The organism is Bradyrhizobium sp. (genome assembly GCF_035935975.1).
Lineage (GTDB): Bacteria > Pseudomonadota > Alphaproteobacteria > Rhizobiales > Xanthobacteraceae > Bradyrhizobium.
Window position 1 is genome coordinate 204,709 of record NZ_DASYWN010000055.1, and the last position, 26,736, is coordinate 231,444.

The window sequence follows — 26,736 nt, forward strand, 5'->3', positions numbered from 1 at the left end:
CCCACATCAGATGACTGGCCGATCACATCATATACGCGCGAGTACTGCTTTAAGCATCGCACCGCATAGGTTAGTTGTTGAATTTCGCCATCGGTTCAATTAGTTGGATCGCTAAATCCGGACAATTCAGATCTAGGCTCCAGGCGATACCATGGACAGAGCGCCCCGCATTTCATTCACGTCACTCGGCTGTCCCAAGGCATTGGTGGATTCCGAGCGCATCATCACGCGCCTGCGCGCGGAGGGCTACGAGCTCGCCCGCAAGCATGACGGGGCCGACATCGTCATCGTCAACACCTGCGGCTTCCTCGACAGCGCCAAGCAGGAATCGCTCTCGGCGATCGGCGAGGCCATGGCCGAGAACGGCAAGGTGATCGTGACCGGCTGCATGGGCGCCGAGCCCGAGCAGATCGAAGAGGCCTATCCCGGCGTGCTCTCGATCACCGGCCCGCAGCAGTACGAAAGCGTGCTGGATGCCGTGCACCGCGCGCTGCCGCCCGCCCACAATCCGCATGTCGATCTGGTGCCGCCGCAGGGCATCAAGCTGACGCCGCGCCATTACGCCTATCTGAAGATCTCCGAAGGCTGCAACAACCGCTGCACCTTCTGCATCATCCCGAAGCTGCGCGGCGATCTCGTTTCGCGTCCGGCCAACGACGTGCTGCGCGAGGCCGAGCGCCTGGTCGGCGCCGGCGTCAAGGAGCTGCTGGTGATCTCGCAGGACACTTCGGCCTATGGCGTCGATCTCAAATATGCCGAGAGCCCGTGGAAGGACCGCCAGGTCCGCGCCAAATTCCTCGACATCGCGCGCGAGCTCGGCGAGCTCGGCGCCTGGGTCCGGCTTCAATACGTCTACCCCTACCCGCATGTCGACGAGGTCATCGCGCTGATGAACGAGGGCAAGGTGCTGCCCTATCTCGACATCCCGTTCCAGCATGCGAGCCCCGAGGTGCTGAAGGCGATGAAGCGCCCGGCGGCGCAGGACAAGACGCTGGCGCGCATCAAGCGCTGGCGCGAGGAATGTCCTGATCTCGCCTTGCGCTCGACCTTCATCGTCGGCTTCCCCGGCGAGACCGATTCCGATTTCGCCTACCTGCTCGACTGGCTCGACGAGGCCGAGATCGATCGGCTCGGCTGCTTCAAATACGAGCCGGTTGCGGGCGCAACGTCGAACGCGATCGAGAACCCGGTGCCGGAAGAGGTCAAGCAGGAGCGCTACAACGCGTTGATGGCCCGCCAGCAGAAGATCTCGGCGCGCCGGCTGAAGCGCAAGGTCGGCACGCGTCAGCAGATCATCATCGACGAGGTCGGCCCGACCGTGGCCAAGGGCCGCTCCAAGGCCGATGCGCCGGAGATCGACGGCGCGGTGTACCTGACCAGCCGCCGCCCGTTGCGCGTCGGCGAGATCGTCACCGCGAAGATCGAGCGCGCCGACCAGTACGATCTGCACGGCAGCGTCGCAGGATTCTAGATCCCGCGACGCCGTGCGCGCTGTCGGCAGAATCTCCGGTCAGCCAATTGTCAGCAGGTCGGCGCACAATTAGAGTTCGCCCCGCATTTCAAGCAGGGGAATTTCATGCGCGCATTTGCTCTGGCCTTTGTTCTCGGCATCGCAGTTGGCAGCCCGGCCTCCGCCCAGCAGAAGGCGTCGCAACCCCAAGCGAAGGGAAAAACCTGCACCTACGACCAGTGTGTCGCGGTCAACAAGGCGCGCGGCTGGGACAGCGCTGCGGTCAGTCGCTGGTGCAGCGCCAACCCCGGCAAATGCGACAATTAGAAAATGCTGGATTGATCAGATGGTTGGGGCCGGTTGCGCGGTCACGCCAGCCATTTCGGCACCCAGCGCTCCGGGCGCGGAGCGCGGGCGAGATCGGCTTTCGCTTCGGCCAGCAGCGCGGGCTCGCCATCGATGGTCGGGCGCCTGTCATATTCGAAGTTCGGCATGACCCGGCCGTCGGCATAGAGGCCGAAATTCATCGCGTACCACAGGCCAAGCTCGGGCTGCGCGCGCCGCATCCCCTCGCGTAAGTCGCGCAGCAGGGACTCGATCGAAGACGCCTCCTCGAACGGCTGCGGACCATGGCTCAGGACGCGCGCCTGGTATTGCGTCCCGACGATCGCCACTTCGAAGCGCGTCTTGTCCCAGGGTTTCTTGCCCTTCGGCAGATGCGCCGCCAGCCGCCAGCCGAGCTCGGCCATCAGCCGGTGATTGGCCCAATAGTCTTCGCGATCCCGGCTCCATTTTTCCACGAAACCGCGGAAGTCAGGCAGCTCCGACGATGCGTCGTCGGGCGCGGCCGCCTCGCCGGTCGGCCGTTCGGCGAGCCATTGCGCGAGCTCGACCGTTTGAGGCTCGACCTCGTCAAGCGGCTTCAGATCGCTCCAGGCCTTGTCGAAGGCCTGCGAGGTGAGTCTTGCGAGAAGCGCATCGAGGCTGGGCGCCAGCAGCTCATAGTTGCCCTCGGAGCCGAGACCGACGATGGGCGGATTGTCGCGGTCGAGCCCGGCGCCATACCAGCCGCCGACGGCCGAGCCGTCGGGCAATCGCATGAACAGCGAAAACCGGTCACGCAAGGGGCTGCCATCGAAGATCGGTGCCTGATCCGAGAACTGGCCCTGCAGGGAGAAGCAGCCGACGCTGCCCCAGGGGCGGCCCCTGAGCCAGCCCGCAAAATCGACCAGCAGCGGCGGCGCTTCGATTCCCGGCGGAAACGCGCCGCGAATGCTGTCAAGGTCGATCGGGTAAAGGGTATCGGACAAGGCTGAAAACTGTCTGGTTGGTCCCGCAACTTTTGGTCTCGACCGTCCGGCGTCCGGTTCGAACCTATCTGCGTCCCTTGATCACAAACGCGCTAGAGGCTCAATGGTTTCTGTGCGACATTCGATGTCTTACAATCACAAGGTTGGTATCCGGGGCGGGCTGTGCACAATCGGCACAGCGTTGATCCTGCTAGCACTTCCCGCGGCCGCGCAATCCCCCTCGCCTGCGCGGGCACGGCAATGGTGTTTCGCCACCAGCAAGCTCGGCGATGACCAGCGTCTCGCCGGCTGCTCCGCGGTGCTGCAGGCCAATCCCTCCAATGCGGTCACGCTTGCCAACCGCGGCGAGATGTTCCGTCGCAAGGGCGAAACGGAGCGGGCGCTGGCCGATCTCAATCGCGCGATCGACCTCGATCCCAAGGACGCCATCGCCTGGTACAATCGCGGCATCGTCTATGACGATCTCGGCGACCGCGACCACGCCATTTCCGACTATACCAGCGCGATTCGCCTCAGGCCCGGCGATCCATCCTATTACAACAACCGCGGCAACTCCTACGCCGGCAAAGACGACTACGCGCATGCGCTCGCCGACTATGATCAGGCGATCAAGCTCGATCCGAAATTCGCACTGGCCTATTACAACCGCGGCTCCGCCTATCGAGAGCACGACGAGGCCAGTCGAGCGCTCGCCGATCTCGACCTGTCGATCAAGCTCGACCCGACATACGGTCCGGCCTATGGCAACCGTGCACGCATCTATCGTGATCGCGGCGACCGCGCCCGCGCGCTAGCCGATTTCGACAAGTCGCTTCAGCTCTCTTCGAACAACGATCTCGATTTCTATGCTCGCGCGAGCATGTATTTCGATGAGCACGACTATGCGCGGGCACTGGAGGATTACGACCGCTCGATCAAGGCCAATGCGAGTTATGCCGCCGTGTTCAACTCGCGCTGCATGACGCGCGCGATCGTCGGCCGCCTGCAGGAGGCGCTGGCTGATTGCGAGCAGTCGCTGAAGATGGCTCCCAACGATCCATACACACTGGACAGTCGCGCCCTCACCTATCTCAAGCTTGGCAATCTCGATGCTGCAATTGCGGACTACGACGCGGCGCTGAGCGCCAAGCCTGCATACGACAGTTCGCTCTATGGCCGCGGGCTTGCGAAGCGGAAGAAGGGCGACAACGAAGCCGCCGAGCGTGACATCGCTGCGGCGAAAGCGATCAACGCCAAGATCGCTGACGAGTTCGCGCATTACGGCATCGAGTAAGCCGTGGCCGCAGCGTCGCGCGCAATGTGACATTATAGTGCATTCACGCAGGGGTCACGGACTCGTCCTAACTCTCGCTCGCTTTCAACGCGAGCGAGGAACGAGGATGAGCCGTCTCTCAGACATGCTGCGCACGCAGCGCTTCGACGATTACCGCTTCTACCACCAGAGCACCGTCAACCAGACGCTGCACCTCGTCAGCGCCGTGATCTTCCTCGGCTGCTACGCACTTCTGTTCAGGGATCCGGCGCTGGCCGGACTCGTCGGCTGGCTCGCGATGCTGACGCGGCAGACCGGGCATTTCTTCTTCGAGCCGAACGGCTACGACGCCGTCAACGACGTCAGCAATGATTACAAGGAAGCGGTCAAGGTCGGCTACAACCAGACCCGCAAGATCATTCTGCTGCTGGTCTGGGGCAGCGCGCCGATTGCGCTGTACTTCTATCCGACGCTGTTCGGTCTGTTCGATCCGCCGGCCGACCGCTTCGACGTCGTCCGCCATGTCGGCGCGCTCTGGCTCGCGATCGGCATCGGCGGCGGACTTGCGCGCATGGTCCAGCTGTTTGCGACGCGCGACGTCACCACGGGTCTGGTGTGGGTGTTCAAGGTGCTGACCGATCCCTTCCACAACATCGCGCTGTACTGGTCATCGCCGCTCAAGCTGATGCGCGGCGAGTTGATCGACACGTCGATCGCGGACGCCGATTGGGGCGACGAAGACGCGGAAGAAGCGCCGCATTCGGCCTGACGGATGCAACGTCCGGCGGGCGTCTCGCAAAACGCCCGCTTGACAAGCCCTGCCCTTCGGCTGTAGGGACGCGCCCCATGATCAACTCTCGGACCCACCGCCGCGCAGCTTTCCGTCGTCGCACCCGCGACGATGATGGGTTGCGCCATGTCCGACGACGCCGCTGATCTCCTGACATCAGCACAGTTTTCGAGAAGGCCGCACCCGCAAAGTGCGGCCTTCTTGCTTTTCGCGTCCCTTTTCCACCCGCCTCCAGAGGAGTTCGACATGACCACCGCCACCCATCCGTATGACGCGTTGATGGACATCACCGCACGGCCCAAGGCCGTGTTCGTCCGTGGCGCCGGCTCCTATCTCTGGGACGACAGCCGCAAGCGCTATCTCGATTTCGTGCAGGGCTGGGCCGTGAACTGCCTTGGCCACTCCCCGTCCGTGATCGCCGATGCGCTCGCCGCGCAGGCCAAGCGGCTGCTCACGCCGAGCCCGGCTTTCTACAACGAGCCGAGCCTGAAGCTGGCCGAGCAGCTGGTCGCGAACAGTGCGTTCGACCAGGTGTTCTTTGCCAATTCGGGTGCGGAAGCCAATGAGGGCGCGATCAAGCTCGCGCGCAAATATGGCAGCCTCCACAAGGGCGGCGCGTTCGAGATCATCAGCTTCGAAGGCGGCTTCCACGGCCGGACGCTGGCGACGATGTCGGCCTCGGGCAAGAAGGCGTTCGAGCCGCTGTTCGAGCCGAAAGTCGCCGGCTTCAAGAAGGCGAAGCTGAACGACATCGCCTCGGTCGAGAAGCTGATCAACGACAACACCGTCGCGGTGATGCTCGAGCCGATCCAGGGCGAGTCAGGCGTGTGGCCTGCGACCGACGCGTTCCTGCAGGAGCTGCGCGCGCTCACCGAGGCGCGTGGCCTGCTGCTGATTTTCGACGAGATCCAGACCGGCATGGGCCGGACCGGAAAGCTCTTCCACTACGAGCACACGGGCATCGCGCCTGACATCATGACGCTCGGCAAGGGTATCGGCGGCGGCGTGCCGCTCGCAGCGCTGCTTGCGACCGAACGCGCCTCCTGCTTCGAGCACGGCGACCAGGGCGGCACGTTCAACGGCAACCCGATCATGTGTGCGGCGGGACTTGCGGTGCTCGAGGAGGTCGGCAAGCCGGACTTCCTGAAGTCGGTCGCTGAAACCGGCCTGCTGCTCGAAAGCGAGCTGCAGAAGGTCTCGGCCCGGCACGGGCTCGGCGGCGTGCGCGGACGCGGGCTGCTGCTCGCGCTCGACCTCAAGCTGCCGATCGCGCCCGGCATCGTCGCGCAGGCGTTCGAGGCCGGTGTGCTGCTGAACGCGCCGCAGGTCGACACGCTGCGTTTCATGCCGGCGCTCAACGTCACGCGCGCCGAGATCGCCGAGATGATCGATTGTCTCGACGGGATCTTGACCAAGGCCGGCGCGGCACGGCGGGTGGCGTAAACCCAGGCTCGTGTCCCGGACGCAGCGCAGCGCCCCTTCGGCGGTGCGCTGCAGAGCCGGGGCCCACTCTCCGCAACATCTCGCGCCGCCTTCTGGGTCCCGGCTCTGCGCAGCAGCGTAAGAACGCTGCAGCGCGTCCGGGACACGAGACCGGACGACGATGGCGGAAGAACCTACGGCTTCAAGATCGACGCGCCCGTGGTCTTGCGGCTTTCGAGATCGATATGCGCTTTCGCGGCGTCCTTCAGCGCGTAGGCGTGGTTGATCGGCACGTGTAGCTTGCCGTTGATGACGGCGGCGAACAGCGTGTCGGCGCCTTCCAGCAGCTCCTTGCGGGTGCCGATGTAGTCGTTGAGCTTCGGGCGGGTTGCGAACAGCGAGCCGTGATTGTTGAGCTCGGCGATCGAGAACGGCGGCACCGGGCCAGACGCATTGCCGAAGGACACGAACATGCCGCGCGGCTTGAGGCAGGACAGCGAGCCCGGGAAGGTCGCCTTGCCGACGCCGTCATAGACGACGTCGCAACCCTCGTTGCGGCTGATCTGTTTCACGCGCGCGACGAAATCTTCCTCGTTGTAGAGGATGACGTGGTCGCAGCCATTGGCCTCCGCAAGCTCGGCCTTCTCGCGCGAGCCGACGGTGCCGATGACATGCGCGCCGAGCGCCCTCGCCCACTGGCAGGCGAGCAGGCCGATGCCACCGGCGGCGGCGTGGACCAGCACGCGATGATGCGGCTCGACCTTGAAGGTCTTGTGCAGGAGATACCAGACGGTCAGCCCCTTCAGCATCAGCACGGCGCCCTGCTCATGCGTGATGTGGTCGGGCAGCTTGACCAGCTTCTCCCAGGGGATGTTGCGCTCGCCGGTATACGCGCCGAGATTGTGGTAATAGGCGACGCGGTCGCCGGGGTGGAAATGCGTCACGCCCGGCCCGACGGCGACGACCTCGCCCGAGGCCTCGTTGCCGGCGATGAAGGGCAGCCCCGGCGCCTTGTAGAGACCAGTGCGGTAATAGACGTCGATGAAGTTCAGGCCGACCGCATGCTGGCGGATGCGCACCTCGCCGGGTCCGGGCGCCGGCACGTCGACGCTCTCATAGACCAGGGCCTCGGGGCCTCCGACCTTGTGCACACGAACGGCTTTGGTCATCACCTGACCTCCTCTTCCTCAAGGCCAGCGAAAGGCATCGCGCCCGCCTTGTCAACTCGACGCAAGCTGGACCCGCTAGGCGGACGGCTTGCTCGCTTTCCTGCGATTGCGCTTGGCCAGCACATTGAAGAATTCCACCGCCGCAGAGAACGCAATCGCGAAATAGATGTAGCCGCGCGGGATGTGGAAGTGCAGCCCGTCGGCAACCAGCGCGACGCCGATCAGCACCAGGAAGGCCAGCGCCAGCATCTTCGTGGTCGGGTGCTCCGCGACGAAGCGCGACACCGGGCCGGACGAAATGTACATGATCAGGCAGGCGATCACGACCGCCGCGATCATGATCTCGATGTCCTGCGCCATGCCGATCGCGGTGATGATCGAGTCCAGCGAGAACACGATGTCGATGATCACGATCTGGACGATCACCCAGAAGAAGGCGTTGCCGGCGGACTTCTGATCGCCCTCGCCGTCATCGGCTTCGACCTCGGCGTGAATCTCGTGCGTCGCCTTGGCGATCAGGAACAGGCCGCCGCCGATCAGGATCAGGTCGCGCCAGGAGAAGTCGTATCCCGCGAACGAGAACACCGGCGCGGTCAAGCCGATCAGCCAGACCAGCACGCTGAGCAGGATGATGCGGAAGATCAGCGCCAGCGCGAGGCCGATCTGGCGGGCGCGATGCGCCTGCTTCTCGGGGATGCGCGAGACGATCACCGACAGGAAGATGACGTTGTCGATCCCGAGCACGATCTCGAGCGCGGTCAAGGTGAGCAGCGCGGCCCAGGCTTCGGGGCTGGTGAGGAGGTGCATCATGCGAAGGATCTGACCAGGCGGATCAATGCGTCGCTGAAGCTGATCCAGAGCGCGATCGCGCACAGCGCAACCGTCACGCCGGTGCCGACGCGAAAGTCCATGTCCAGCGCGTAGAGCGAGAGCACGGCCCAGATCGCAATCAGCGACATCGTCAGCCAGCGCAGCCGCACCACGCGGACCGGGTGCAGCACGTGGAACGGCATGAAGGTCAGCACCACCAGGGCGGCGACCAGCAGCGTCGACCACAGCGGCGGCCAGTGCAGCAGGAACAGGTAGAACGCTGCCGCATTCCACAGCGCCGGAAAGCCGCGAAAATGATTGTCGTCGGCCTTCATGCGCAAATCGGCGAAATACAATGCGCTGGTGACGATGATGGCGATGCCGAGCAGCGGCGCGGCAACGGGCAGCAGCAGGCCGCTCGCCACGATCGCATAGGCTGGCACGAACACATAGGTGACGAAATCGACCACGAGATCGAGCACGTCACCCGACCAGTTCGGCTGCACGTCCTTGACGTTGAGCCGGCGCGCGATCGGTCCGTCCACCGCATCGATGATCAAGGCGACGCCGAGCCACTGAAACATCCCCGCCCAGTGCTCGCGCACCGCCTCCAGCATCGCGAGCAGCGCGATGGCGGCGCCGAACGCGGTGAAGATATGCACCGAGAAGGCGGCGGCGCGAACCACCGGTCTCGGCTTCAGGGAATCCTGCTGGCTATCCATGGCTCCTGCTATCAGAACGGGACCGATTTGCACATAAGCCATTGCGACGCCCGGTCGCACAATTCGTCATAAAATCAGGGAAATATAGGTGGGCTTGAATTTGCCGCGGGGCGTGTCAAATGTCGTTCCATGACAGAGGCATCGACACTCTTTGACACAGCCGTGATCGGCGGCGGACCGGCCGGCCTGGCAGCCGCCATCGCGCTGGCGCAGGCAGGCGCACGGACCGCGCTGGTGGCGCGGCGCGTGCCCTACGCCGACAACCGCACCACCGCGCTGCTGGGCGCCTCCGTCGATCTCCTGGAAAGCCTCGACGTCTGGCCGCGCTGCAAGGACAAGGCGGCGGCGCTCGAGGTCATGCGCCTCGTGGACGACACCGGCCGGCTGTTCCGCGCGCCGGAGGTCCGGTTCTCCTGTCACGAAATCGCGCTCGACGCCTTCGGTTACAACATCGACAACCGCTCGCTGATGCTGGCGCTGGAAGAGCGTGCCGCCGAGCTGGCGCAGATCGTGCGGTTCGACGACGAGGCCGAAAGCGTCGTCATCGAAGCTGATGATGTCGCCATCCGCACGGCCTCCGGACAATTCCTCTCGGCCCGGCTCGTGGTCGGTGCCGACGGACGGCATTCGCTGTGCCGGGAGGCTGCCGGCATCGAGGTGACGCGGCGCGAGCTGACGCAGACCGCGCTGACCTTCAACGTCGGCCATTCGCGGCCGCATCGCAACGTCTCGACCGAGTTCCACACGCCGCACGGCCCTTGCGTGTTCGTGCCCCTGCCCGGCAACCGCTCCAGCATCGTCTGGGTCTCGGCGCCCGCGGAAGCCGAGCGGCTTCGCGGCCTGAGCGACGAGGAGCTGTCCGTCGCGATCGAGAAGCAGTCGCATTCCATTCTGGGCCGCATGACGGTCGAGCCCGGCCGCAACCTGTTTCCGCTGACGATCGAGCGTCCCAGATCGTTCGGCCGCGACCGCATCGCGCTGGTCGGCGAAGCCGCCCATGTGGTCCCGCCGATCGGCGCCCAGGGCCTCAATCTCGGCTTGCGCGATGCTGCCGATATCGCCCGCCTCGCGGGCGAAGCGATCGCGGCCGGCGAGGATCCCGGCGCGGACGAGGTGCTCAAGCGCTACGACCGGGCGCGTCGTCCGGACATCCTGAGCCGCACCTTTGCGATCGACATCGCCAACCGCTCGCTGCTGAACGATTTCCTGCCGCTGCAGCCGGTCCGTGCCGTCGGCATGCACCTGCTCGGCGCCATCGGCCCGCTGCGCCGCTTTGCGATGCGCGAGGGCCTGACGCCGACCTGGCGAAGGTAGGCCCGCTCAGGGAAACGCCAGCCGTCCGGTCTGGAGCAACCACATCACGCTGGTCAGCGTGACCACCGACGCGAATGTCCCGAGCAGGACCGCGACGGAAGCGGATTCGATCCAGGCATCGTTCTGCCGGGCGATGACGAACACGTTCAGCGCCGGCGGCAGCGAGGCCATCAGCACGGCGGTCGCGGCCCAGGGCTGCGCGAACGGACCGAACGCCAGCATCAGGCCGAACGCCGTGAGCGGATGGATCAGGAGCTTGACCGCGACCACGCCCGGCACCTCCCACGGCACCCGGTCGAACGGGCGCAGCGCCACGGTCACGCCGAGCACGAACAGCGCGGTCGGCGCCGCAGCGTTCTGGAGAAAAGTGATGGTGCGGTCGAGCGCGACCGGCAGCTCGATATGCAGCGCCGCCACCGCCGCGCCAAAACAGGCCGACATGATCAGCGGGTTGAGCACGATCTGCTTCAGCACCACGCCGAAGGCGTGCACGATCGAGGGATGGTCGCGGTCGGACAGTTCGATCAGGAGCGGCACGATCGTGAACAGGAAGATGCTGTCGCAGCAGAAGATCAGCGCGGTCGGCGCCGCCGCCTTCGGCCCCAGCACGGCGAGCGCGAGCCCAGGGCCCATGTAGCCGATGTTGCCATAGCCGCCCGAGAGCCCCGCCAGCGTCGCCTCGCGCAGGGTCAGCCGTCCCAGCACCTTGCCGACGACCAGCGCTAGGGCGAACGCGGCAACGGTCGACAGCGTGGTCGCGACCAGGAACGGCGGGTTGTTCAGCTCCGCGAACGGCGTCTTCGACATGATCGCAAACAGCAGCGCCGGCAGCGACACGTAGAGCAGGAAGAAGTTCATCCAGGCGAGGCCTGATTCCGGCAGGGATTTGGCCTTGCCACAGGCGAAGCCGACGAAGATCAAACCGAAATAAGGTAGTGCCAGATTGAGGATATCGCCCATTGATGAAGTTTCTTCTGAAGATTTGGGGGCTATCCGCCCCTTACGCGGAGGTTAATTCCGGATGAGGGCACTAGCATCGGCCACAATCCTGGTCTATCGACGAGGAATGATTAAAGCGCGGACCGCCAAATTCCAGATCGGACAGGTCGTGCGCCACCGGATCTTCTCGTTCCGGGGCGTCATCTTCGACATCGATCCGGAATTCAACAACACCGAGGAGTGGTGGCTGTCGATCCCCGAGGAGGTGCGGCCCCACAAGGACCAGCCGTTCTATCACCTGCTCGCGGAGAATGCGGAGTCGGAATACGTCGCCTATGTCTCCGAGCAGAACCTCGTGCCCGACGAGTCCGGCGAGCCGATCCGGCATTCCCAGGTCGCCGAGATCTTCATCAAGAACAAGGACGGCGGCTATCGTCCGCGCAATCCGTCGCTGAACTGAGCTCTCGCTCCGCGCTCTGAGTTTCCGGAGTTTCCGCGAACAAGCGGCCAGCAAAAAAGGCGCTCGAACCGAGCGCCTTTTTCATGTCCGGGACTTGAGCCCGATTACTTCTGGCCCGCCGGCGGCGCACCGGGAGGCGTGCCCTGCTGCTCGAGCTTCTTGCGCTGCTCGTCGGCCTTCTTCTGAAGCTCTTCCTGGAGCTTCTTCTGGGTTTCCTCGAACACCTTCGGATCGGTCGGCGGACCGTCATAGGCCTTCTGGAATTCGCCCGCGAGCGGCAGCGGCAGGGTCAGCGGCGCGCCGTTAGCGTTGATCGCCTGCACCACGAGGTTCTGGCCCTTCTTCATGTTGGCGAGAAGCTCGGGCGTCGCTTCATAGTCGGACATGCAGCCATTCTGGAAGCAGATCACGTACGGGCTCTGCAGCGGCGCATTGTTGTCGACGATGATGCGGGTGCCGTGCACGAGCTGCATGCCGAGCGGCAACGTCACGCGCAGGATCTTCTTCGGCTCGCCTTCCGGCTCGATGATCACGGCTGCGATGACCGGCTGGCCCGATTCGATGCGGCCGTCCTTGCCGGTGAAGCAGACCTGCTTGGCATTGGCGTCCTGGCCCTTGAGGCAGAACTTGGTCCAGGGGGCGTAGATGAGCTGGATCTGCTGATCCGCGGGCGGCTGGCCGGCCTGCTGGGCGGGGGCACCCTGAGCCGGGGCCTGCTGGGCCTGGGGAGCCGGTGCGGGCGCCGCAGCCGGTGCCTTGGGGGCAGCCTTCGGAGCCGCCGCCTTCGGGGCCGCCTTGGGCGCCGCGGGGGCGCCAGGAGCCGGCGCGGGGGTCTGGGCTTCGGCGGTGAACGGAACGACCAATGCCGTCGCCGTCAACAGGGCGAGAAGGCGCCCGCGCGGCCGGACGGACGCGGCCAAATAACGGAAATTCATTGCAGAAAACCCTTTCTGAACGGGAAGTGCCCGAACCGCTCCGAAACACCGAACCAAGCCGCCTTGGGCGCGGCTCTCTCCCCGTCAATTGAGGCAGTTAAGTGACGGTCTCGGCGCTCTTGCGCGATTGCGTGCCTTCTTAGCGTGGCCGACGGAAAGATCAATGCCGACAAGCGTCTTTGCCCCCTTCCTTGCGGGCGCCCAGTGAAATCCCTGTGATAGGATTCAGGGCCGCCGACCCTCGAATCAACGTGTCCGAATGTTCATGTTCCAGCGCCTGCTCGAGGGCCTCAGTGTCCGCCTTTGCAGTCTCGCCTTGGCCCTCGCAATCCCGGCCCTCACGGTGGGGCTGTCGGTCAGCGGCGCACGGGCCGAGGAGGCCCATGCCATTGCCATGCACGGCAACCCGGCGATGCCGGCCGATTTCAACCATATGCCCTACGTCAACCCCGATGCCCCCAAGGGCGGCCGGCTGACCTTTGGCCTTCTCGGCACGTTCGACAGCCTCAATCCCTTCATCGTGAAGGGACTGCCCGTGCATCAGATGCGCGGTTACGTCGTCGAGAGTCTTCTGGCGCGCGGCCAGGATGAGCCGTTCACGCTTTACGGCCTGCTCGCAAGAACCGTAGAGACCGACGAGGAGCGGACCTATGTCACGTTCCACCTCGATCCCCGCGCCCGCTTCGCCGACGGCAAGCCTGTCACCGCCGAGGACGTGCTGTTCTCCTGGCAGCTCCTACGCGACCACGGCCGTCCGAACCTGCGGCAGTACTACGCCAAGGCCGCGAAGGCCGAGGCGACCGATCCCCTCACCGTTCGCTTCGACCTCACCGGCGCCAACGACCGCGAACTGCCGCTGATCCTCGGCCTGATGCCGATCCTGCCGAAGCATGCCGTCGACGTTGCGACCTTCGAGGAGACGACGCTGACAGGCCCGGTCGGCTCGGGCCCGTACCGGGTCACGGCGGTGAAGCCCGGCGCCAGCGTGACGCTCACGCGCAATCCCGATTATTGGGGCCGCGACCTCGCCATCAATCGCGGCCTCTACAATTTCGACGAGATCAGGCTCGACTATTTCCGCGAGGCCAACGGACAGTTTGAGGCTTTCAAGCGCGGCCTCTACGATTTCCGCGTCGAGAACGAGCCGCTGCGCTGGCACGACGGCTACGATTTTCCCGCGGCGAAGAGTGGCGAGGTGATCCGCGACACCGTCAAGCCCGGCGTGCCGCAGCCGTCCGAATTCCTGGTCTTCAACACCCGCCGTGCCGTCTTCGCCGACATCCGCGTGCGAAAGGCCCTGACGCTGCTGTTCGATTTCGAGCTGGTCAACCGCAACTACTTCTTCTCGCTCTATTCGCGCGTCGCCGGCTATTTCGCAGGCTCGGACCTGTCGGCCTATGGCAAGCCGGCCGACGCGCGCGAGCGCGAGCTGCTCAAGCCATTCGCCGCGCAAATACCCGCCGACATCATGGACGGCAGCTATCGCCTGCCCGTAACGGATGGATCCGGGCGCGACCGGACCACGCTGCGCGCCGCGCTCAAATTGCTGTCGGAGGCCGGCTACGATCTCGACGGCACCGTGCTGCGCAATCGCACCACCAAGGCGCCCCTCACCTTCGAGATGCTGGTGACGACCCGCGACCAGGAGCGGATCGCGCTCGCCTTCCAGCGCGACCTCAAGCGTGCCGGTATCGAGGCGAGCGTGCGCGCGGTCGATCCCGTGCAGTTCGACCAGCGCCGGCTCGCCTACGAGTTCGACATGATCCAGAACCGCTGGGACCAGTCGCTCTCGCCGGGCAACGAGCAGTATTTCTATTGGGGCAGTGCGGCTGCGGACAATCCGGGCACCCGCAACTACATGGGCGCCAGGGACCCGGCGGTCGACGCGATGATCGCCGCCCTGCTGGAGGCCCGTGAACATACGGCCTTCGTCTCGGCGGTGCGCGCGCTCGACCGCGCCCTGATCTCCGGCTTCTATACAATCCCGCTGTTTAACGTATCGGAGCAATGGATCGCGCGCTGGAATCGGATAGAACGACCAAAGGCCACCGCGCTGTCCGGCTATCTGCCGGAAACCTGGTGGTCGAAGGGTGAGTCTCAAGCCAGCCAAGCGAAGTGACACCGTGAATCAGCAAGCCGTATCGCCAACGCTCGACACGCTGTTCCAGCGCACGCTGATGCGGCAGGCCCATGCACCCGCCCTGCTCGATCCCATCAACAAGGTGCGCATCACCGGGCACCAGCCGCGGCGGCTGAGCTATGCCGAGGCCGATACCGCCATCGAGGCGCTGTCGGCCTATTTCGTCGAATCGGGCTTGCCGACCAATTCGGTGATCGCGATCCAGTTGCCCAACACGGTCGAGTTCGTGCTGACCGTGCTCGCGGCCCATCGCGCCGGCCTCGTCGTCGCGGTGCTGCCGCTGCTGTGGCGCCACGCCGAACTGACGGCCGCGCTGAACCGCACCGCGGCGCGCGCCATCGTCACCATGAGCAAGGTCGACGGCGTCAGCTATGCCGACCTCGCGATGCATGCCGCCGCGGAGGCGTTCTCGATTCGCCATGTCTGTGGCTTCGGCACCGATTTGCCCGAAGGCATGGCCTCGCTCGACGATGTGCTGGCCCGCCCGCCCGGCACCGCGCGCACCGTGATCCAGGACGGCCGCAAGGCGGCGATGATCTCCTTCGATGTCACCGCGGAAGGTTTCCGCCCCGTGCCGCGGCCGCATTTCAGCCTGATCGCCGGCGGCCTTGCGATGTCGCTCGAAGCCGACATCAGGCAGGGCGCGACCGTGATGTCGGCGTTCACGCCGATGTCGTTCGCCGGCCTTGCCTCCTCGCTCGCGGTGTGGCTGCTCTGCGGCGGCACGCTGGCGCTGCATCACCCCTACGACAACGACGTGCTGGAGCAGCAGATCAACGAGCACAAATGCGAGGTGCTGATCGCGCCGGCGCAGCTCGCGCTGCGGCTCGGCGATTCCGATCTGGCGGCGCGGATGCCGAATTTGCGCAACGTCATCGGCCTGTGGCGCGCGCCCGAGCAGGTGGCGGCGAGCGATGCCTGGATCGCGCCGCATGCGCCGCTCACCGACGTCTATCTGTTCGGCGAGGCCGGCCTGTTCGGCGCCCGTCGCGGCGAGGACGGCATGGCCGTTGCGGTGATGCCCGGGCCGCATGGTGCTCCGCGCGAGCAGTCCGGCTCCTCGATCGCCGGTGAGATCCTGCTGACGCCGAAGGGCACGCTCGGCCTGCGCGGGCCGATGGTGCCGATCGCGGCCTATGCGCCGCCGCAGCCGGTCGGCGAGAGCCTGATCGCGCAGCCGCCGCGCGACTATGTCGACACCGGCTATGCGGCGCGGCTCGACCGTCCGAGCGGGGCGATCTGCATCACGGCGCCGCCCTCGGGCATCATGGCCGTCGGCGGCTACCGCTTCCTCTCCAACGACCTGCAGGAATGGGCACGCCGGCTCGGCCAGGGCGCCCTGCTCACCGCGCTGCCCGACCGGCTCTCCGGTCACCGGCTGGCAGGCCGGGCCCAGGACAATGCCCGGGCCCGCGAGGCACTCAACGAGCTTGGGCTTAACCCCCTGATGGTTGAGGCTTTTCGCGACCGTTCCGGGCCGGTCTAGGCGCATTTTCGACGGAACCATTGACGCTGCATTAAGGCGGCCGGACTAGATTGCGCAGCACCTGTTGCGTGATCAGAGCTTTTCAATGTCCCAGGCGGGCCCGATCCTGTTTGTGTCCGATGCCGAGCGCCCCGCTTTCGTTGCGGCGCTGGACGAGGCTCGTCTCTTTCCCGTGGTCGATACCGACTGGGCCAGCGCGGCGCGCGCGGTCGAGCAGGTACAGCCGGCCGCGGTTCTCGCCGCGATGCATTCCGGACATGAGCCGTATCTGGCCGTCCTCGCCAAAAAGATCGCCGAGCAATCGCCCTACCTTCCCTTCGTCGCGCTGGATGCGCCGGGCATGCTGCCTCCGAATGCCCTGCCCTTCGCCTCGCGCGCCGGCCATCCCGATCGCCTGAGCGCGCGGCTGCGCGCCGCGCTGCGCATCCGCACGCTTCATGCGACCGTGCTGCGCCGCCTGCCGGAGGCGAAGATCGCGCTGCCGGAGGCCGATCCGTCGCGCGATGCCACGGTGCTGCTGATCGGCCGCGGCGCCGCCTATCCCGCGCTCTCCGTCGCCCTCGGTGAGCGCGTCGGCGTCGTCGGCGCGCTCTCGATCGAGGCCGCGGCAAAACATCTCAACACCCGCGACCTCGACGGCGTCGTGCTCGCCGAGGGTTTTACCGCACGTGTCACCGATGCCTTCCTCACGGTGCTGGCCGAGGACACCCGCTTCCGCAGCCTGCCCGTGGTCGTCACCGCGCACCAGCTCGTGCAGACCTACGACCTGCCCAATCTCGAGCTCATTCCGGGCGAGCCGGCGAGGATCGCCGCCAACGCGCTGCCGCTGATCCGCCAGCACGCGATGGAAGCGCAATTGAGCCGCACGCTGCGCTCGATCGATGCCGGCGGCTGGCTCGATCCGCGCAGCGGCCTGCTCACGACGGAAGCCTTTGCCCGCGATTTTGCCAAGGCAGTCGAGCAGGCGCTGGCCCGCGGCGGCGGCCTGTCGGTGGCGCGCTTCGCGTTCGATCCCGGCAATTCCCGCGCCCAGCTGGACGCCGCGCGTATTCTCAGCCGCCTGATGCGGCAGATGGATTTCGGCACGGCGCAGAAGGACGGCTCGGTGATCGTGGTGTTCGCGGAGACGGATTTCCGCACGGCTCACATGATCGCGCGCCGACTGTCCGCGGTGATGCGGCATACCTCGAACGGCAAGCACGAGATGCGCAGCGATCCCGTCGTCAGCGTGGATTCGCTGTCGCCGTCGGACACAGCAAGGTCGCTGCTGGCCCGGCTGTCGGCGGATGCGTCGCGGGCGGCATCCTAACCATCCGTTCGGCCGACGATCCGAAAAATGTGGAAAACAACCCCATGCACAGTAGCCGACGGCTGCCGGCAGCGTCAGTTGTCACATTCTACGAAGCCGTTTGACCCGTCGGGCACAACAGCGGCGTAATGGCTTCATCGAAGAATTGAACGCGCGCGCCTACGGCTTGTAACGAAGCGCAGCAATGAGCGCAGCCAATGCGGGCGGGGTCTGCCGCCGGCTGGGGTGATAGAGATAGTAGCCGGGGAAGATCGGGCACCATTTCTCCAGAATTCGCTTCAGCCGTCCAGCCTGGACGTCCGCCGCCACCTCATCCGCATAGACATACGCAATGCCTTGCCCCGCCAGGGCAGCCTCTCGAGTCAGTTCGGCGTTGTTGAACACGAGCGGCCCCTCGACGCGAACCTCGAGCGGCCGCCCCTTCTCCTCGAAGTCCCAGGCGTAAAGACCACCCGACCTGACATGTCGGTAGTTGATGCAGCGATGGGCGGCGAGATCGCGGGGCGTCTTCGGCACCGGATGATCGGCGAAATACGAGGGCGCGCCGACCACGGCCATCCGGATGTCCGGCCCGATGCGGACCGCGATCATGTCCTTTTCGACGATGTCGCCGAAACGGATGCCGGCGTCGATACGATCCGCAACGATGTCGGTCAGATTGTCGTCGACGATGATGTCCAGTCGGATATCGGGATGCGATGCAAGGAAGCGCGGCAAGACCGGCATCACGACGGACGAGACCGCATGCTTGGTAGCCGTGACGCGAACGGTGCCGGACGGCTTGCCGCGCAGCGCGCCCAGCGCGCTCACGCCTGAGGAGATTTCGTCCAGCGCGGGACGCAGCGAACGCAGCAGCGTCTCGCCGGCTTCTGTCGTCGACACCGAGCGCGTGGTCCGCGACAGCAGCCGCACCCCGAGCCGTTCCTCCAGGGCCTTCAGGGCATGGCTCAACGCCGACTGCGACATGCCGAGCTCGGCCGCCGCGCGAGTGAAACTGCCGTGCTCCGCGACGACGGCGAAGGCGGCGAGGTCGTACAGATCGTCCCGCTTCATTCATGCACCATATACATAAGCTCATGCGGATTATAGCGCCTAATCGGAATCGCCGGCCAGGGTTATGTGGTCGTCGGCGGGCGCTGGCCTGCTCGATGGTCCGTAAGGAGCGAACCCATGAAGCTTATGGTGAACAACCGGGAGGTCACGATCGATGCAGATCCCGCGATGCCCCTGCTCTGGGCGCTGCGCGACGTCATCGGGCTGACGGGCACAAAGTTCGGCTGCGGCGCCGCGCAGTGCGGCGCCTGCACGGTGCACATGGATGGCGAGGCCATTCGCTCCTGCATCACGCCCGTCTCCGATGCCGAGGGTCGGAAGCTCACCACCATCGAAGCCGCGACCGACGACACCGATCGCATCGGAGCCGCCGTGCATGCAGCGTGGGTCAAGCACGACGTGGCGCAGTGCGGCTACTGCCAGAGTGGCCAGATCATGAGCGCCATCGCCCTGCTCAAGTCCCTGCCCGCTGGACAGCAACCGACCGCCGACAAAATCGACGAGGCGATGGCCGGCAACATCTGCCGCTGCGGCACCTACGCCCGCATCCGCGTCGCCGTGGCCGATGCCGCCCGCGCGCTCGCCTGAAGGAGCTGCCATGTTGCACAATATCGACTGCAGCGAATTGCCGCGTGCGCTTCAGCACATGCTGGAACGGGACCAGACCGCGATCAGGACACTGCCGCGCCGCAGTTTCCTGAAACTGGCCGGGGCCAGCGGGCTGGCGCTCGGCGCCTTTCCTCACACCGCGATGGCGCAAGCCGCCGGTGGCGGCAGGGCTGCCAGCGCCCTCAAGCCGACGCAGCAACCGTCGGCCTTCGTCCAGATCGCCGACAATGGCGAGGTCACGGTGACCATCAACCGGCTGGAATTCGGACAGGGTGTGCACACCGCGTTGCCGATGATCCTGGCGGAGGAGCTCGACGCCGACTGGAGCCTGGTGCGCAGCCGGCACGGTACCAACGACGCTGCCTACGCCGATCCGATGTTCGGCATTCATCTGACCGGCGGCTCCCATTCGATCAAGAACAGTTTTGCGCAGTATCGCGAGCTCGGCGCACGCGCACGCGCCATGCTGCTCGGTGCTGCAGCGGCGCGCTGGAAAGTGGATGTGACGACCGTGCGCACACAGGCCGGTATGGTGCTCGGCCCCGGCGGCCGCCAGCTCGGTTACGGCGAACTGGCCGAAGCCGCCATGGCGCAGCCGGTGCCAGAGAAGCTTACGCTGAAGGACCCGAAGGACTTTCGCATCATCGGCCGTCCCACGCCGCGCCTGGACGCGCGGGCCAAGAGCAGCGGGCGACAGGATTTCGGCATCGACATGCGCTTGCCCGGTCAGTTGACCGCCGTCGTGGCGCGTCCGCCGGTGTTCGGCGCGCGCCTTGCCTCCGTGGATGACAGCGCCGCGCGCGCCGTCAAGGGCGTCAAGGCCGTGCTGCGCGTGCCGCTGGATGGCGGCGCCGAAGGCGTCGCGGTGGTCGCCGACGGATACTGGCAGGCCACGCAGGGCCGCGACGCGCTGAAGCTAACGTGGGATACCGCGAAGGTAGAGAAGGTCGACAGCGAACGGCAGCTCGCCCAGTATCGCGAGCTGGCCGGCCGCCCCGGGCCACGCAAATTCGACGCCGATGTGGCACCGCTCGCCACCGCCCCCAGACAACTGGAAGCCGAGTTCGTATTCCCCTACCTCGCCCATGCGGCCATGGAGCCCTTGAACTGCACCGTGGCCCTCACCGAGGGCCACGCCGCGCTGTGGGTCGGCAGCCAGTGTGCCGGCCTCGACGCAGGCGCCGCGGCACGCGTGCTGAATCTCAAGCCCGACCAGGTGACCCTCAATGTGCAAATGGCGGGCGGCGGGTTTGGCCGGCGCTTTTCGAGCACGAGCGACATGGTGGTCGAAGCCTGCGAGATCGCGAAGGCCGCGCGTACCGCCGGGCTGAGCGCTCCGGTGCGCACGCTGTGGAGCCGCGAAGACGACATGCGAGGTGGATTCTACCGGCCGATGCATCTGCACCACGCCCGCATCGGATTCGACGAACACGGCAATGTGCTGGCCTGGGATCACGTCATCGTCGGTCAGTCCATCACCACGGGCTCTGTCTTCGAGCAGTTCCAGGTGAAAAACGGCATCGACGGCACGGCCACTGAAGGGATGCGCGATCCCTACCCGCTGCCGATGCGCCTGACCGTGCACCATCCCAAGCTCAACGTGCCGGTGCTGTGGTGGCGAAGCGTGGGCTCCACCCACACGGCCTTCGTGATGGAGACCTTGCTCGACGAGATCGCCCGCACGACGCAGCAGGACCCGGTCGCCTATCGCATGCGGATGTTCGGCGACAAGCACCAGCGCCACAAGGACGCGTTGCAACTGGCAGTGGACAAGAGCGGCTACGGCAAGACGCGCTTGCCCGAGGGACGGGCCTGGGGGGTGGCCGTGCACGAATCCTTCGATTCCGTGGTGGCCTATGTGGTGGAAGCCTCGGTGCAAGACGGCCGGCCAGTGCTGCACCGCGTGACTGCCGGCGTGCATTGCAATCTCGCAGTGAACCCGCGCACGGTCGAGGCCCAGGTGCAGGGCGCAGCCGTCACCGGCCTGTCGATGTGCCTGCCGGGTTCGGCGATCACGCTTAGGGACGGCGTGGTCGAACAGAGCAACTTTGATGGCTACACCGTCGCGCGCATCACCGACATGCCCGAGTTCGATGTGCACATCGTCCCCAGCGCCGAGCCGCCCACGGGCATGGGCGAGCCCGGCCTGCCGCCCCTCGCCCCCGCATTCGCCAACGCCATCGCAAGGCTGACCGGCAAGTCGCTGCGTCAGTTGCCGTTCAAACTGGCCTGACCCGGATCGCAGCTGGCTCGGCAGACTTTCCGACGATCACATCATCAATGAATCGAGAATTGACGTCATGACACCCGAAGCGAGCAAGCAAGTTATGATCCGTTTCACGGACTTCATCAACACAGCCAGCGAAACTCTGGCCGCAGAACTGATTTCGCCAGAAGCGATCTTCCATGTGCCCGCACGCAGCGAGCCTGTGCGTGGACCAGCGGGTTATCTCGCCATCATCCAGATGATGCGAGGCGGTTTCCCGGATATTCAATGGACGCTCGAGGAGATGGTTGCCGAAGGTAACAAAGTGGCTGCCCGCTTCACCATGCGAGGCACGCACCTCGGCACTTTCTTCGGCACCTCATCGACCGGGAAGAAAATCGCGGTCCAGGCCCTGAACATCTATCGCCTGTCTCACGGGCAGATCATCGAAGAAACGGGGCAACCCGACCTCCTCGGATTGCTCCAGCAAATCGGCGCCGTCCCCGCAAACTAGCGGCTAAGCGGCGATCCACGGCACCAGCCCCTTCAATATCGAGAACAGGAACTAAGCATGAGCAAGGTCTGGTTCATCACGGGCGCAGGCAGCGGTATCGGCGCGGCGACCGTCACGGCGGCATTGGAGGCCGGCGATCGCGTGGTTGCGACCGGCCGCAACCTCAACAAGGTCCGCAAGGCCCTGAACCACGTCGCGGGCGACAACCTCGCACTCGTCTCGCTGGACGTCGCCAACGAGGCACAAGCAAAGCCTGCGGTCGACGCGGCGATCAGCGCGTTCGGGCGCATCGACGTTCTCGTCAACAATGCCGGCTACAGCCTGCTAGGCAACTTCGAGGAGTTGCGCACGGCCGAAATCGAGCAATTGATGGCGACCAACTTCTACGGCGTGATGTACGTAATGCGCGCAGTGCTTCCCGTGATGCGGAAGCAGAGGTCGGGCCGGATCATCAATATCAGCTCGCTCGCGGGTGTCGTCGGGTTCAAGCACTGCGGAGCCTATAGCGCCGCGAAATTCGCGGTCGAAGGCCTGTCGGAATCGGTGGCTCACGAGGTCGAGCCGTTCGGTATCAAGATCACGGCGATCGAACCCGGCTTCTTCCGGACGGACCTTCTCGAAGCTCACAACGCCAAATATGCCAGTAGCACGATCGAGGACTACGCCGCGGAAGGCACCGCGGAAAACATGTGGTCAGGCTATCACGGTGCCCAGCAGGGCGATCCGGCCAAACTCGGCGACGTCCTGGTAAGCATCGCCGGGATGGACAATCCGCCCAAGCAGTTCGTGGCCGGCAGCGACGCGCTTGCGGTGGTCCAGCCGGCCCTCGAAGCCCGCCTGCGAGAAGTGCGAGCTTACGCGGGCCTTTCCAAGTCGACAGACGGCGCGGCGTCGTAGCCACAACCTCACTGCCGTGGGGTGGGCAAAGGCGCGTAGCGCCGTGCCCACCATCTTTCAACAACACCGGATTGGTGGGCACGCTTCGCTTCGCCCGCCCTACACCTCGCCCCGCGCCTACGCCGCCTTCTTGCTCTGCGCGAGCTGCGCCAGTTGCCGCATGATCTCCGTGGTGCCGGCGAGACGCTCTTCCGGCGTCTCCCAGTCCTGCAGGAACACCACCTTCATGTCGGGGCGCACCTTGGCGGCCTGGCCGTAGCTGCGGATGAAGGTCACGAGGCGATCGGGATAGGCGAAGGAATTGTCGCGGAAGACGATGACCGCGCCCTTCGGGCCGGCATCGATCTTCTCGACATTGGCCTGGCGGCAGAACGCCTTGATCGCGGCGACCTTGAAGAGGTAGCGCACCTCGTCCGGCAAGACGCCAAAGCGGTCGCGCATCTCGGCGCCGAAATTCTCGATCTCCTCCTCGGTGTCGAGATCGGCAAGGCGCCGGTACAGCGACAGCCGCACCGAGAGATCGCTGACGTAATCCTCGGGGATGAGCACGGGCATGCCGATGGTGATCTGCGGCGACCAGCGGTCGGCGGCAGGCTCGGACACGCCGGCCTTGAGGTTGACGATCGCCTCCTCCAGCATCGATTGGTAGAGCTCGAAGCCGACCTCCTTGATGTGGCCGGACTGCTCCTCGCCGAGCAGATTGCCGGCGCCGCGGATGTCGAGGTCGTGCGAGGCGAGTTGGAAGCCCGCGCCCAGCGTCTCCAGCGATTGCAGCACGGTGAGCCGGCGCTCGGCCTGCGCCGTGATCTTCTGCTGCGCCGGCAGCGTGAACAGCGCATAGGCCCGCAGCTTCGAACGGCCGACGCGGCCGCGGAGCTGGTAGAGCTGGGCGAGACCGAACATGTCGGCGCGGTGCACGATCAGCGTGTTGGCGTTGGGAATGTCGAGGCCGGATTCGACGATGGTGGTGGACAGCAGGATATCGAACTTGCCGTCGTAGAACGCGGTCATGATGTCCTCGATCACGGCGGGCGGCATCTGGCCGTGCGCGACCGCGACCTTCATCTCCGGCACGTTCTTGTCGAGGAAGTCCTTGACCTCGGCGAGGTCGTCGATGCGCGGCACCACGTAGAACGCCTGGCCGCCGCGATAACGCTCGCGCAGCAGCGCCTCGCGGATCATCAGCGGATCATGCGGGGCCACGAAGGTGCGGACCGCGAGGCGGTCGACCGGCGGCGAGGCGATGATCGAGAGCTCGCGGACGCCGGTGAGCGCCAGTTGCAGCGTGCGCGGGATCGGCGTCGCCGACAGCGTTAGCACGTGCACCTCGGAGCGCAGCGCCTTCAGCCGCTCCTTGTGGGTGACGCCAAAGTGCTGCTCCTCGTCCACGATGACGAGGCCGAGATCGCGGAACTTGATGGCCTTGCCGAGCAGCGCGTGGGTGCCGACGACGATATCGACCGAACCATCGGCAATGCCCTTCTTGACCAGGTTGAGCTCCTTGGTCGGGACCAGGCGCGAGGCCTGCGCCACGTTCACGGGAAAGCCCTTGAAGCGCTCGGTGAAGGTCCTGTGATGTTGGCGGGCCAGCAGCGTGGTCGGCACCACGACCGCGACCTGCTTGCCCTCGAGCGCAACGGCAAACGCCGCGCGGAGCGCAACCTCGGTCTTGCCGAAGCCGACGTCGCCGCAGATCAGCCGGTCCATGGGACGGCCGAGCTCGAGGTCCTTCAGGGTGGATTCGATGGCCCCTAACTGGTCCTCGGTCTCGTCATAGGGGAAGCGCGCGCAGAACTCGTCATAGAGGCCCTGCTGCACCGGCAGCTTGGGCGCCTCGTGCAGATGGCGCGCGGCGGCGATCTTGATCAGCTCGCCCGCGATCTCGCGGATGCGGTTCTTGAGCTTGGCCTTGCGCGTCTGCCAACCGCTTCCGCCGAGACGATCCAGCTCGACCGTGGTCTGGTCGGAGCCGTAGCGCGACAGCAGCTCGATGTTCTCGACCGGCAGGAACAGCTTGGTCTCGGCGGCATAATGCAGCTCGAGGCAGTCATGCGGCGCGCCGGCGACGTCGAGGGTCTGCAGGCCGATGAAGCGGCCGATGCCGTGATCGACATGGACGACGATGTCGCCCGCGGTGAGGCTCGTCACCTCCGAGATGAAATTGTCGAGCTTGCGGCTGGCCTTGCGCGGCCGCACCAGGCGGTCGCCCAGAATGTCCTGCTCGCTGATGAGCGCGATCTCGTCGGTCTCGAAACCACTTTCGAGGCCGAGCACGGCGAGCATGGTCTCGTTGCGCGGAGTCGCCTGCACCGTCCGCCAGGCGTTGACGCTGGTGGTGTGGGCGAGCTTGTGGTCGCGCAGCATCGAGGTCATGCGGTCGCGCGAGCCTTCGCTCCACAGCGCGATGACGACCTTCTTGCGCTGGGCCTGCAGCGCCATGACGTGGCCGACCACGGATTCGAACACGTTGACCGTGGTGTCGTTACGTTCAGGCGCGAAATCACGGCCCTTGCGGGCGCCGGCATCGACGACACTCGTGCCATCCGTCGGCACCGAGAACGCCGTCAGCCGTGCCAGCGGGATGTCACCGAGGCGCCTGGTCCATTCCTCATCGGTCAAATAGAGCCGATCAGGCGGCAGCGGCTTGTAGATGGCGCCGCCGCCGGGATGCTCCATCGCATCGCGGCGGGCCTCGTAATAGTCCTGGATCTGCTTGAAGCGCTCGCGGACGGCGTCCTCCGCCTGCGGCTCGATCGCGACGGCTGCTCCTTGCAGATAGTCGAACAGCGTGTCCATCCGGTCCTGGAACAGCGGCAGCCAGTGCTCCATGCCGGGATGGCGGCGGCCCTCGCTGACCGCCTCGTACAGCGCATCGTCGCGCTCGGGCGCGCCGAACTCGGCGACATAGCCCATGCGGAAGCGGCGAATGGTGTCGGTGACGAGCTGGAATTCCGAGATCGGGACGAGGTCGAGCGAACGCATGTCGAGCAGCGTGCGCTGGGTCTCGGCGTCGAAGGAACGGATCGATTCCAGACTGTCGCCGAAGAAGTCGAACCGGACCGGCTGCTCGAGCCCGGCCGGGAACAGATCGAGGATGCCGCCGCGCACGGCATATTCGCCGGGCTCGCGCACGGTCGAGGAGCGGTTGTAGCCGTTGTGCTCGAGCCAGGCGACGATGGTGTCCATCGGCACGACATTGCCGGGCGCGACCGACAATGCCTGCGCCGCGACCAGTTCTCGCGCGGGCACGCGCTGCACGACGGCATTCACGGTCGTCAGCACGATCAGCGGCTTGTCGCTGCCGGTGAGCGCGGCCAGCCGTGCCAGCGTCGTCAGGCGCTGGGCGAGAATGCCGCCATGCGGCGAGACGCGGTCATAGGGCTGGCAGTCCCAGGCCGGAAACGTCAGCACCGGCAGATCGGGCGCGAAGAATTGCAGGGCGCGTTCGAGCTGCTGCATCCGGGCGCCGTCCCGGCACACCACGGCAAGGCTGACGGCCGGCTTCTTCGGCCGTGCCGCGATGGCCCGCGCCAGATCGGAGACGACCAGGCCCTCGGCGCCCTCGGCGACATTGGCAAGCGTCAGCGCGCGGCCGGGCGTGAGCAGCTCGGCCGGCGACTTCGAACCCGGTTTCATAGATCGCCGTCCGTAATCGGAAACGCCTTGATGCGGGCAAACAGCGCGCCGGTGACATCGGCTGGCAGCACCTTGTCACCCGTGATGGCGGCGTAGAGATCGGGATCGTTGACTTCGAGCAGGGTCTCGAGCTCAGTCAGCTCCGCGTCAGACAGATTGCCGATCTCGGAATCGGCGAAGCGGCCGAGGATCAGGTCCATCTCGCGCGTGCCGCGGTGCCAGCAGCGGAACAGAAGCCGCTTGCGGCGGTCGTCCAGCCCGTTGCTCGAACGTGTCGTTCCCGTCATGTCTCAAATCCAGTCAAACGCAGAAA

General features: G+C 65.7%; 23 protein-coding genes. 14 read left to right on the forward strand and 9 right to left on the reverse strand.

Annotated features, from left to right (window positions below):
• Positions 1-151 precede the first annotated feature (151 nt).
• A complete protein-coding gene (gene rimO, locus VGR99_RS34550) occupies positions 152-1,471 on the forward strand; it encodes a 30S ribosomal protein S12 methylthiotransferase RimO (RefSeq protein WP_326904423.1) in 1,320 nt (439 codons plus the stop codon).
• Positions 1,472-1,576: 105 nt separating this feature from the next.
• Positions 1,577-1,777 (forward strand): hypothetical protein, encoded by a 201-nt coding sequence (locus tag VGR99_RS34555; RefSeq protein ID WP_326904424.1) that lies wholly within the window; start codon positions 1,577-1,579, stop codon positions 1,775-1,777.
• 41 nt (positions 1,778-1,818) lie between these two features.
• Here VGR99_RS34555 and VGR99_RS34560 read toward each other — a convergent pair whose 3' ends face one another.
• Positions 1,819-2,760 carry a hypothetical protein gene (locus VGR99_RS34560; protein ID WP_326904425.1) on the reverse strand — a complete coding sequence of 314 codons (942 nt, stop codon included), beginning with the start codon at positions 2,758-2,760 and terminating at the stop codon, positions 1,819-1,821.
• A gap of 181 nt (positions 2,761-2,941) precedes the next feature.
• Between VGR99_RS34560 and VGR99_RS34565 the strand changes: the two genes are divergently transcribed.
• The 3 genes from VGR99_RS34565 (at position 2,942) to VGR99_RS34575 (ending at position 6,245) form a co-directional block, all read left to right on the forward strand.
• On the forward strand, positions 2,942-4,033 hold the full coding sequence (locus tag VGR99_RS34565) for a tetratricopeptide repeat protein (RefSeq protein ID WP_326904426.1): 1,092 nt from the start codon (positions 2,942-2,944) through the stop codon (positions 4,031-4,033).
• A 106-nt stretch (positions 4,034-4,139) separates the two neighbouring features.
• A complete protein-coding gene (locus VGR99_RS34570) occupies positions 4,140-4,781 on the forward strand; it encodes a hypothetical protein (RefSeq protein WP_326904427.1) in 642 nt (213 codons plus the stop codon).
• Positions 4,782-5,048: 267 nt separating this feature from the next.
• A complete protein-coding gene (locus VGR99_RS34575) occupies positions 5,049-6,245 on the forward strand; it encodes an acetylornithine transaminase (protein ID WP_326904428.1) in 1,197 nt (398 codons plus the stop codon).
• Positions 6,246-6,418: 173 nt separating this feature from the next.
• On the opposite strand, the gene VGR99_RS34580 is transcribed toward VGR99_RS34575, so the two are convergent.
• From VGR99_RS34580 to pcsA, 3 genes are all read right to left on the reverse strand, one after another.
• Positions 6,419-7,393, reverse strand: coding sequence for a quinone oxidoreductase (locus VGR99_RS34580; protein ID WP_326904429.1), 975 nt, complete (start codon positions 7,391-7,393; stop codon positions 6,419-6,421).
• Between the two features lie 75 nt (positions 7,394-7,468).
• A complete protein-coding gene (locus VGR99_RS34585; protein ID WP_326904430.1) occupies positions 7,469-8,203 on the reverse strand; it encodes a TerC family protein in 735 nt (244 codons plus the stop codon).
• Positions 8,200-8,967, reverse strand: a complete 768-nt coding sequence (gene pcsA / locus VGR99_RS34590) for a phosphatidylcholine synthase (RefSeq protein ID WP_326904431.1) — start codon at positions 8,965-8,967, stop codon at positions 8,200-8,202. The genes VGR99_RS34585 and pcsA overlap by 4 nt, the downstream gene beginning before the upstream one ends.
• A gap of 87 nt (positions 8,968-9,054) precedes the next feature.
• Between pcsA and VGR99_RS34595 the strand changes: the two genes are divergently transcribed.
• The gene (locus tag VGR99_RS34595) at positions 9,055-10,239 is read left to right on the forward strand and encodes a UbiH/UbiF family hydroxylase (protein WP_326904432.1); all 1,185 of its coding nucleotides are present in this window, start codon (positions 9,055-9,057) and stop codon (positions 10,237-10,239) included.
• A gap of 6 nt (positions 10,240-10,245) precedes the next feature.
• Here the strand turns inward: VGR99_RS34595 and VGR99_RS34600 are convergent, their stop codons facing one another.
• Positions 10,246-11,199: an AEC family transporter gene (locus tag VGR99_RS34600; protein WP_326904433.1), complete on the reverse strand. Its 954-nt coding sequence runs from the start codon at positions 11,197-11,199 to the stop codon at positions 10,246-10,248.
• A gap of 106 nt (positions 11,200-11,305) precedes the next feature.
• On the opposite strand from VGR99_RS34600, the gene hspQ reads away from it, so the two are divergent.
• A complete protein-coding gene (gene hspQ / locus VGR99_RS34605; protein ID WP_326904434.1) occupies positions 11,306-11,638 on the forward strand; it encodes a heat shock protein HspQ in 333 nt (110 codons plus the stop codon).
• Positions 11,639-11,742: 104 nt separating this feature from the next.
• Here the strand turns inward: hspQ and VGR99_RS34610 are convergent, their stop codons facing one another.
• Positions 11,743-12,573 (reverse strand): invasion associated locus B family protein, encoded by an 831-nt coding sequence (locus VGR99_RS34610; RefSeq protein ID WP_326904435.1) that lies wholly within the window; start codon positions 12,571-12,573, stop codon positions 11,743-11,745.
• 259 nt (positions 12,574-12,832) lie between these two features.
• Here VGR99_RS34610 and VGR99_RS34615 point away from each other — a divergent pair, with 259 nt between their 5' ends.
• The 3 genes from VGR99_RS34615 to VGR99_RS34625 all read left to right on the forward strand — a co-directional run bounded on the left by VGR99_RS34615 (position 12,833) and on the right by VGR99_RS34625 (position 17,508).
• Positions 12,833-14,692, forward strand: coding sequence for an extracellular solute-binding protein (locus VGR99_RS34615; protein WP_326904436.1), 1,860 nt, complete (start codon positions 12,833-12,835; stop codon positions 14,690-14,692).
• Positions 14,693-14,696: 4 nt separating this feature from the next.
• Positions 14,697-16,199, forward strand: coding sequence for a class I adenylate-forming enzyme family protein (locus VGR99_RS34620; RefSeq protein ID WP_326904437.1), 1,503 nt, complete (start codon positions 14,697-14,699; stop codon positions 16,197-16,199).
• An 85-nt stretch (positions 16,200-16,284) separates the two neighbouring features.
• The gene (locus tag VGR99_RS34625) at positions 16,285-17,508 is read left to right on the forward strand and encodes a GGDEF domain-containing protein (protein ID WP_326904438.1); all 1,224 of its coding nucleotides are present in this window, start codon (positions 16,285-16,287) and stop codon (positions 17,506-17,508) included.
• A gap of 159 nt (positions 17,509-17,667) precedes the next feature.
• Here VGR99_RS34625 and VGR99_RS34630 read toward each other — a convergent pair whose 3' ends face one another.
• Positions 17,668-18,561 (reverse strand): LysR family transcriptional regulator, encoded by an 894-nt coding sequence (locus tag VGR99_RS34630; protein WP_326904439.1) that lies wholly within the window; start codon positions 18,559-18,561, stop codon positions 17,668-17,670.
• Between the two features lie 117 nt (positions 18,562-18,678).
• On the opposite strand from VGR99_RS34630, the gene VGR99_RS34635 reads away from it, so the two are divergent.
• The 4 genes from VGR99_RS34635 to VGR99_RS34650 all read left to right on the forward strand — a co-directional run bounded on the left by VGR99_RS34635 (position 18,679) and on the right by VGR99_RS34650 (position 22,787).
• On the forward strand, positions 18,679-19,149 hold the full coding sequence (locus VGR99_RS34635) for a (2Fe-2S)-binding protein (protein WP_326904440.1): 471 nt from the start codon (positions 18,679-18,681) through the stop codon (positions 19,147-19,149).
• 10 nt (positions 19,150-19,159) lie between these two features.
• Positions 19,160-21,403: a xanthine dehydrogenase family protein molybdopterin-binding subunit gene (locus tag VGR99_RS34640; RefSeq protein WP_326904441.1), complete on the forward strand. Its 2,244-nt coding sequence runs from the start codon at positions 19,160-19,162 to the stop codon at positions 21,401-21,403.
• A gap of 67 nt (positions 21,404-21,470) precedes the next feature.
• Positions 21,471-21,890, forward strand: coding sequence for an ester cyclase (locus VGR99_RS34645; protein ID WP_326904442.1), 420 nt, complete (start codon positions 21,471-21,473; stop codon positions 21,888-21,890).
• A gap of 57 nt (positions 21,891-21,947) precedes the next feature.
• Entirely contained in the window at positions 21,948-22,787 is an 840-nt protein-coding gene (locus VGR99_RS34650; RefSeq protein WP_326904443.1) for an SDR family oxidoreductase, read from the forward strand.
• A 117-nt stretch (positions 22,788-22,904) separates the two neighbouring features.
• Here the strand turns inward: VGR99_RS34650 and mfd are convergent, their stop codons facing one another.
• Positions 22,905-26,423 carry a transcription-repair coupling factor gene (mfd, locus tag VGR99_RS34655; RefSeq protein ID WP_326904444.1) on the reverse strand — a complete coding sequence of 1,173 codons (3,519 nt, stop codon included), beginning with the start codon at positions 26,421-26,423 and terminating at the stop codon, positions 22,905-22,907.
• A complete protein-coding gene (locus VGR99_RS34660; protein WP_326904445.1) occupies positions 26,420-26,710 on the reverse strand; it encodes a succinate dehydrogenase assembly factor 2 in 291 nt (96 codons plus the stop codon). The genes mfd and VGR99_RS34660 overlap by 4 nt, the downstream gene beginning before the upstream one ends.
• Positions 26,711-26,736: the final 26 nt, after the last annotated feature.

Bases quoted from the DNA above. Each gene is read 5' to 3' on its own strand.
- rimO (WP_326904423.1), top strand. From the start codon at position 152: ATGGACAGAGCGCCCCGCATTTCATTCACGTCACTCGGCTGTCCCAAG.
- VGR99_RS34555 (WP_326904424.1), top strand. From the start codon at position 1,577: ATGCGCGCATTTGCTCTGGCCTTTGTTCTCGGCATCGCAGTTGGCAGC.
- VGR99_RS34570 (WP_326904427.1), top strand. From the start codon at position 4,140: ATGAGCCGTCTCTCAGACATGCTGCGCACGCAGCGCTTCGACGATTAC.
- VGR99_RS34575 (WP_326904428.1), top strand. From the start codon at position 5,049: ATGACCACCGCCACCCATCCGTATGACGCGTTGATGGACATCACCGCA.
- VGR99_RS34580 (WP_326904429.1), bottom strand. From the start codon at position 7,393: ATGACCAAAGCCGTTCGTGTGCACAAGGTCGGAGGCCCCGAGGCCCTG.
- VGR99_RS34585 (WP_326904430.1), bottom strand. From the start codon at position 8,203: ATGATGCACCTCCTCACCAGCCCCGAAGCCTGGGCCGCGCTGCTCACC.
- pcsA (WP_326904431.1), bottom strand. From the start codon at position 8,967: ATGGCTTATGTGCAAATCGGTCCCGTTCTGATAGCAGGAGCCATGGAT.
- VGR99_RS34595 (WP_326904432.1), top strand. From the start codon at position 9,055: ATGACAGAGGCATCGACACTCTTTGACACAGCCGTGATCGGCGGCGGA.
- VGR99_RS34600 (WP_326904433.1), bottom strand. From the start codon at position 11,199: ATGGGCGATATCCTCAATCTGGCACTACCTTATTTCGGTTTGATCTTC.
- hspQ (WP_326904434.1), top strand. From the start codon at position 11,306: ATGATTAAAGCGCGGACCGCCAAATTCCAGATCGGACAGGTCGTGCGC.
- VGR99_RS34610 (WP_326904435.1), bottom strand. From the start codon at position 12,573: ATGAATTTCCGTTATTTGGCCGCGTCCGTCCGGCCGCGCGGGCGCCTT.
- VGR99_RS34615 (WP_326904436.1), top strand. From the start codon at position 12,833: ATGTTCATGTTCCAGCGCCTGCTCGAGGGCCTCAGTGTCCGCCTTTGC.
- VGR99_RS34625 (WP_326904438.1), top strand. From the start codon at position 16,285: ATGTCCCAGGCGGGCCCGATCCTGTTTGTGTCCGATGCCGAGCGCCCC.
- VGR99_RS34630 (WP_326904439.1), bottom strand. From the start codon at position 18,561: ATGAAGCGGGACGATCTGTACGACCTCGCCGCCTTCGCCGTCGTCGCG.
- VGR99_RS34635 (WP_326904440.1), top strand. From the start codon at position 18,679: ATGAAGCTTATGGTGAACAACCGGGAGGTCACGATCGATGCAGATCCC.
- VGR99_RS34640 (WP_326904441.1), top strand. From the start codon at position 19,160: ATGTTGCACAATATCGACTGCAGCGAATTGCCGCGTGCGCTTCAGCAC.
- VGR99_RS34645 (WP_326904442.1), top strand. From the start codon at position 21,471: ATGACACCCGAAGCGAGCAAGCAAGTTATGATCCGTTTCACGGACTTC.
- VGR99_RS34650 (WP_326904443.1), top strand. From the start codon at position 21,948: ATGAGCAAGGTCTGGTTCATCACGGGCGCAGGCAGCGGTATCGGCGCG.
- mfd (WP_326904444.1), bottom strand. From the start codon at position 26,423: ATGAAACCGGGTTCGAAGTCGCCGGCCGAGCTGCTCACGCCCGGCCGC.
- VGR99_RS34660 (WP_326904445.1), bottom strand. From the start codon at position 26,710: ATGACGGGAACGACACGTTCGAGCAACGGGCTGGACGACCGCCGCAAG.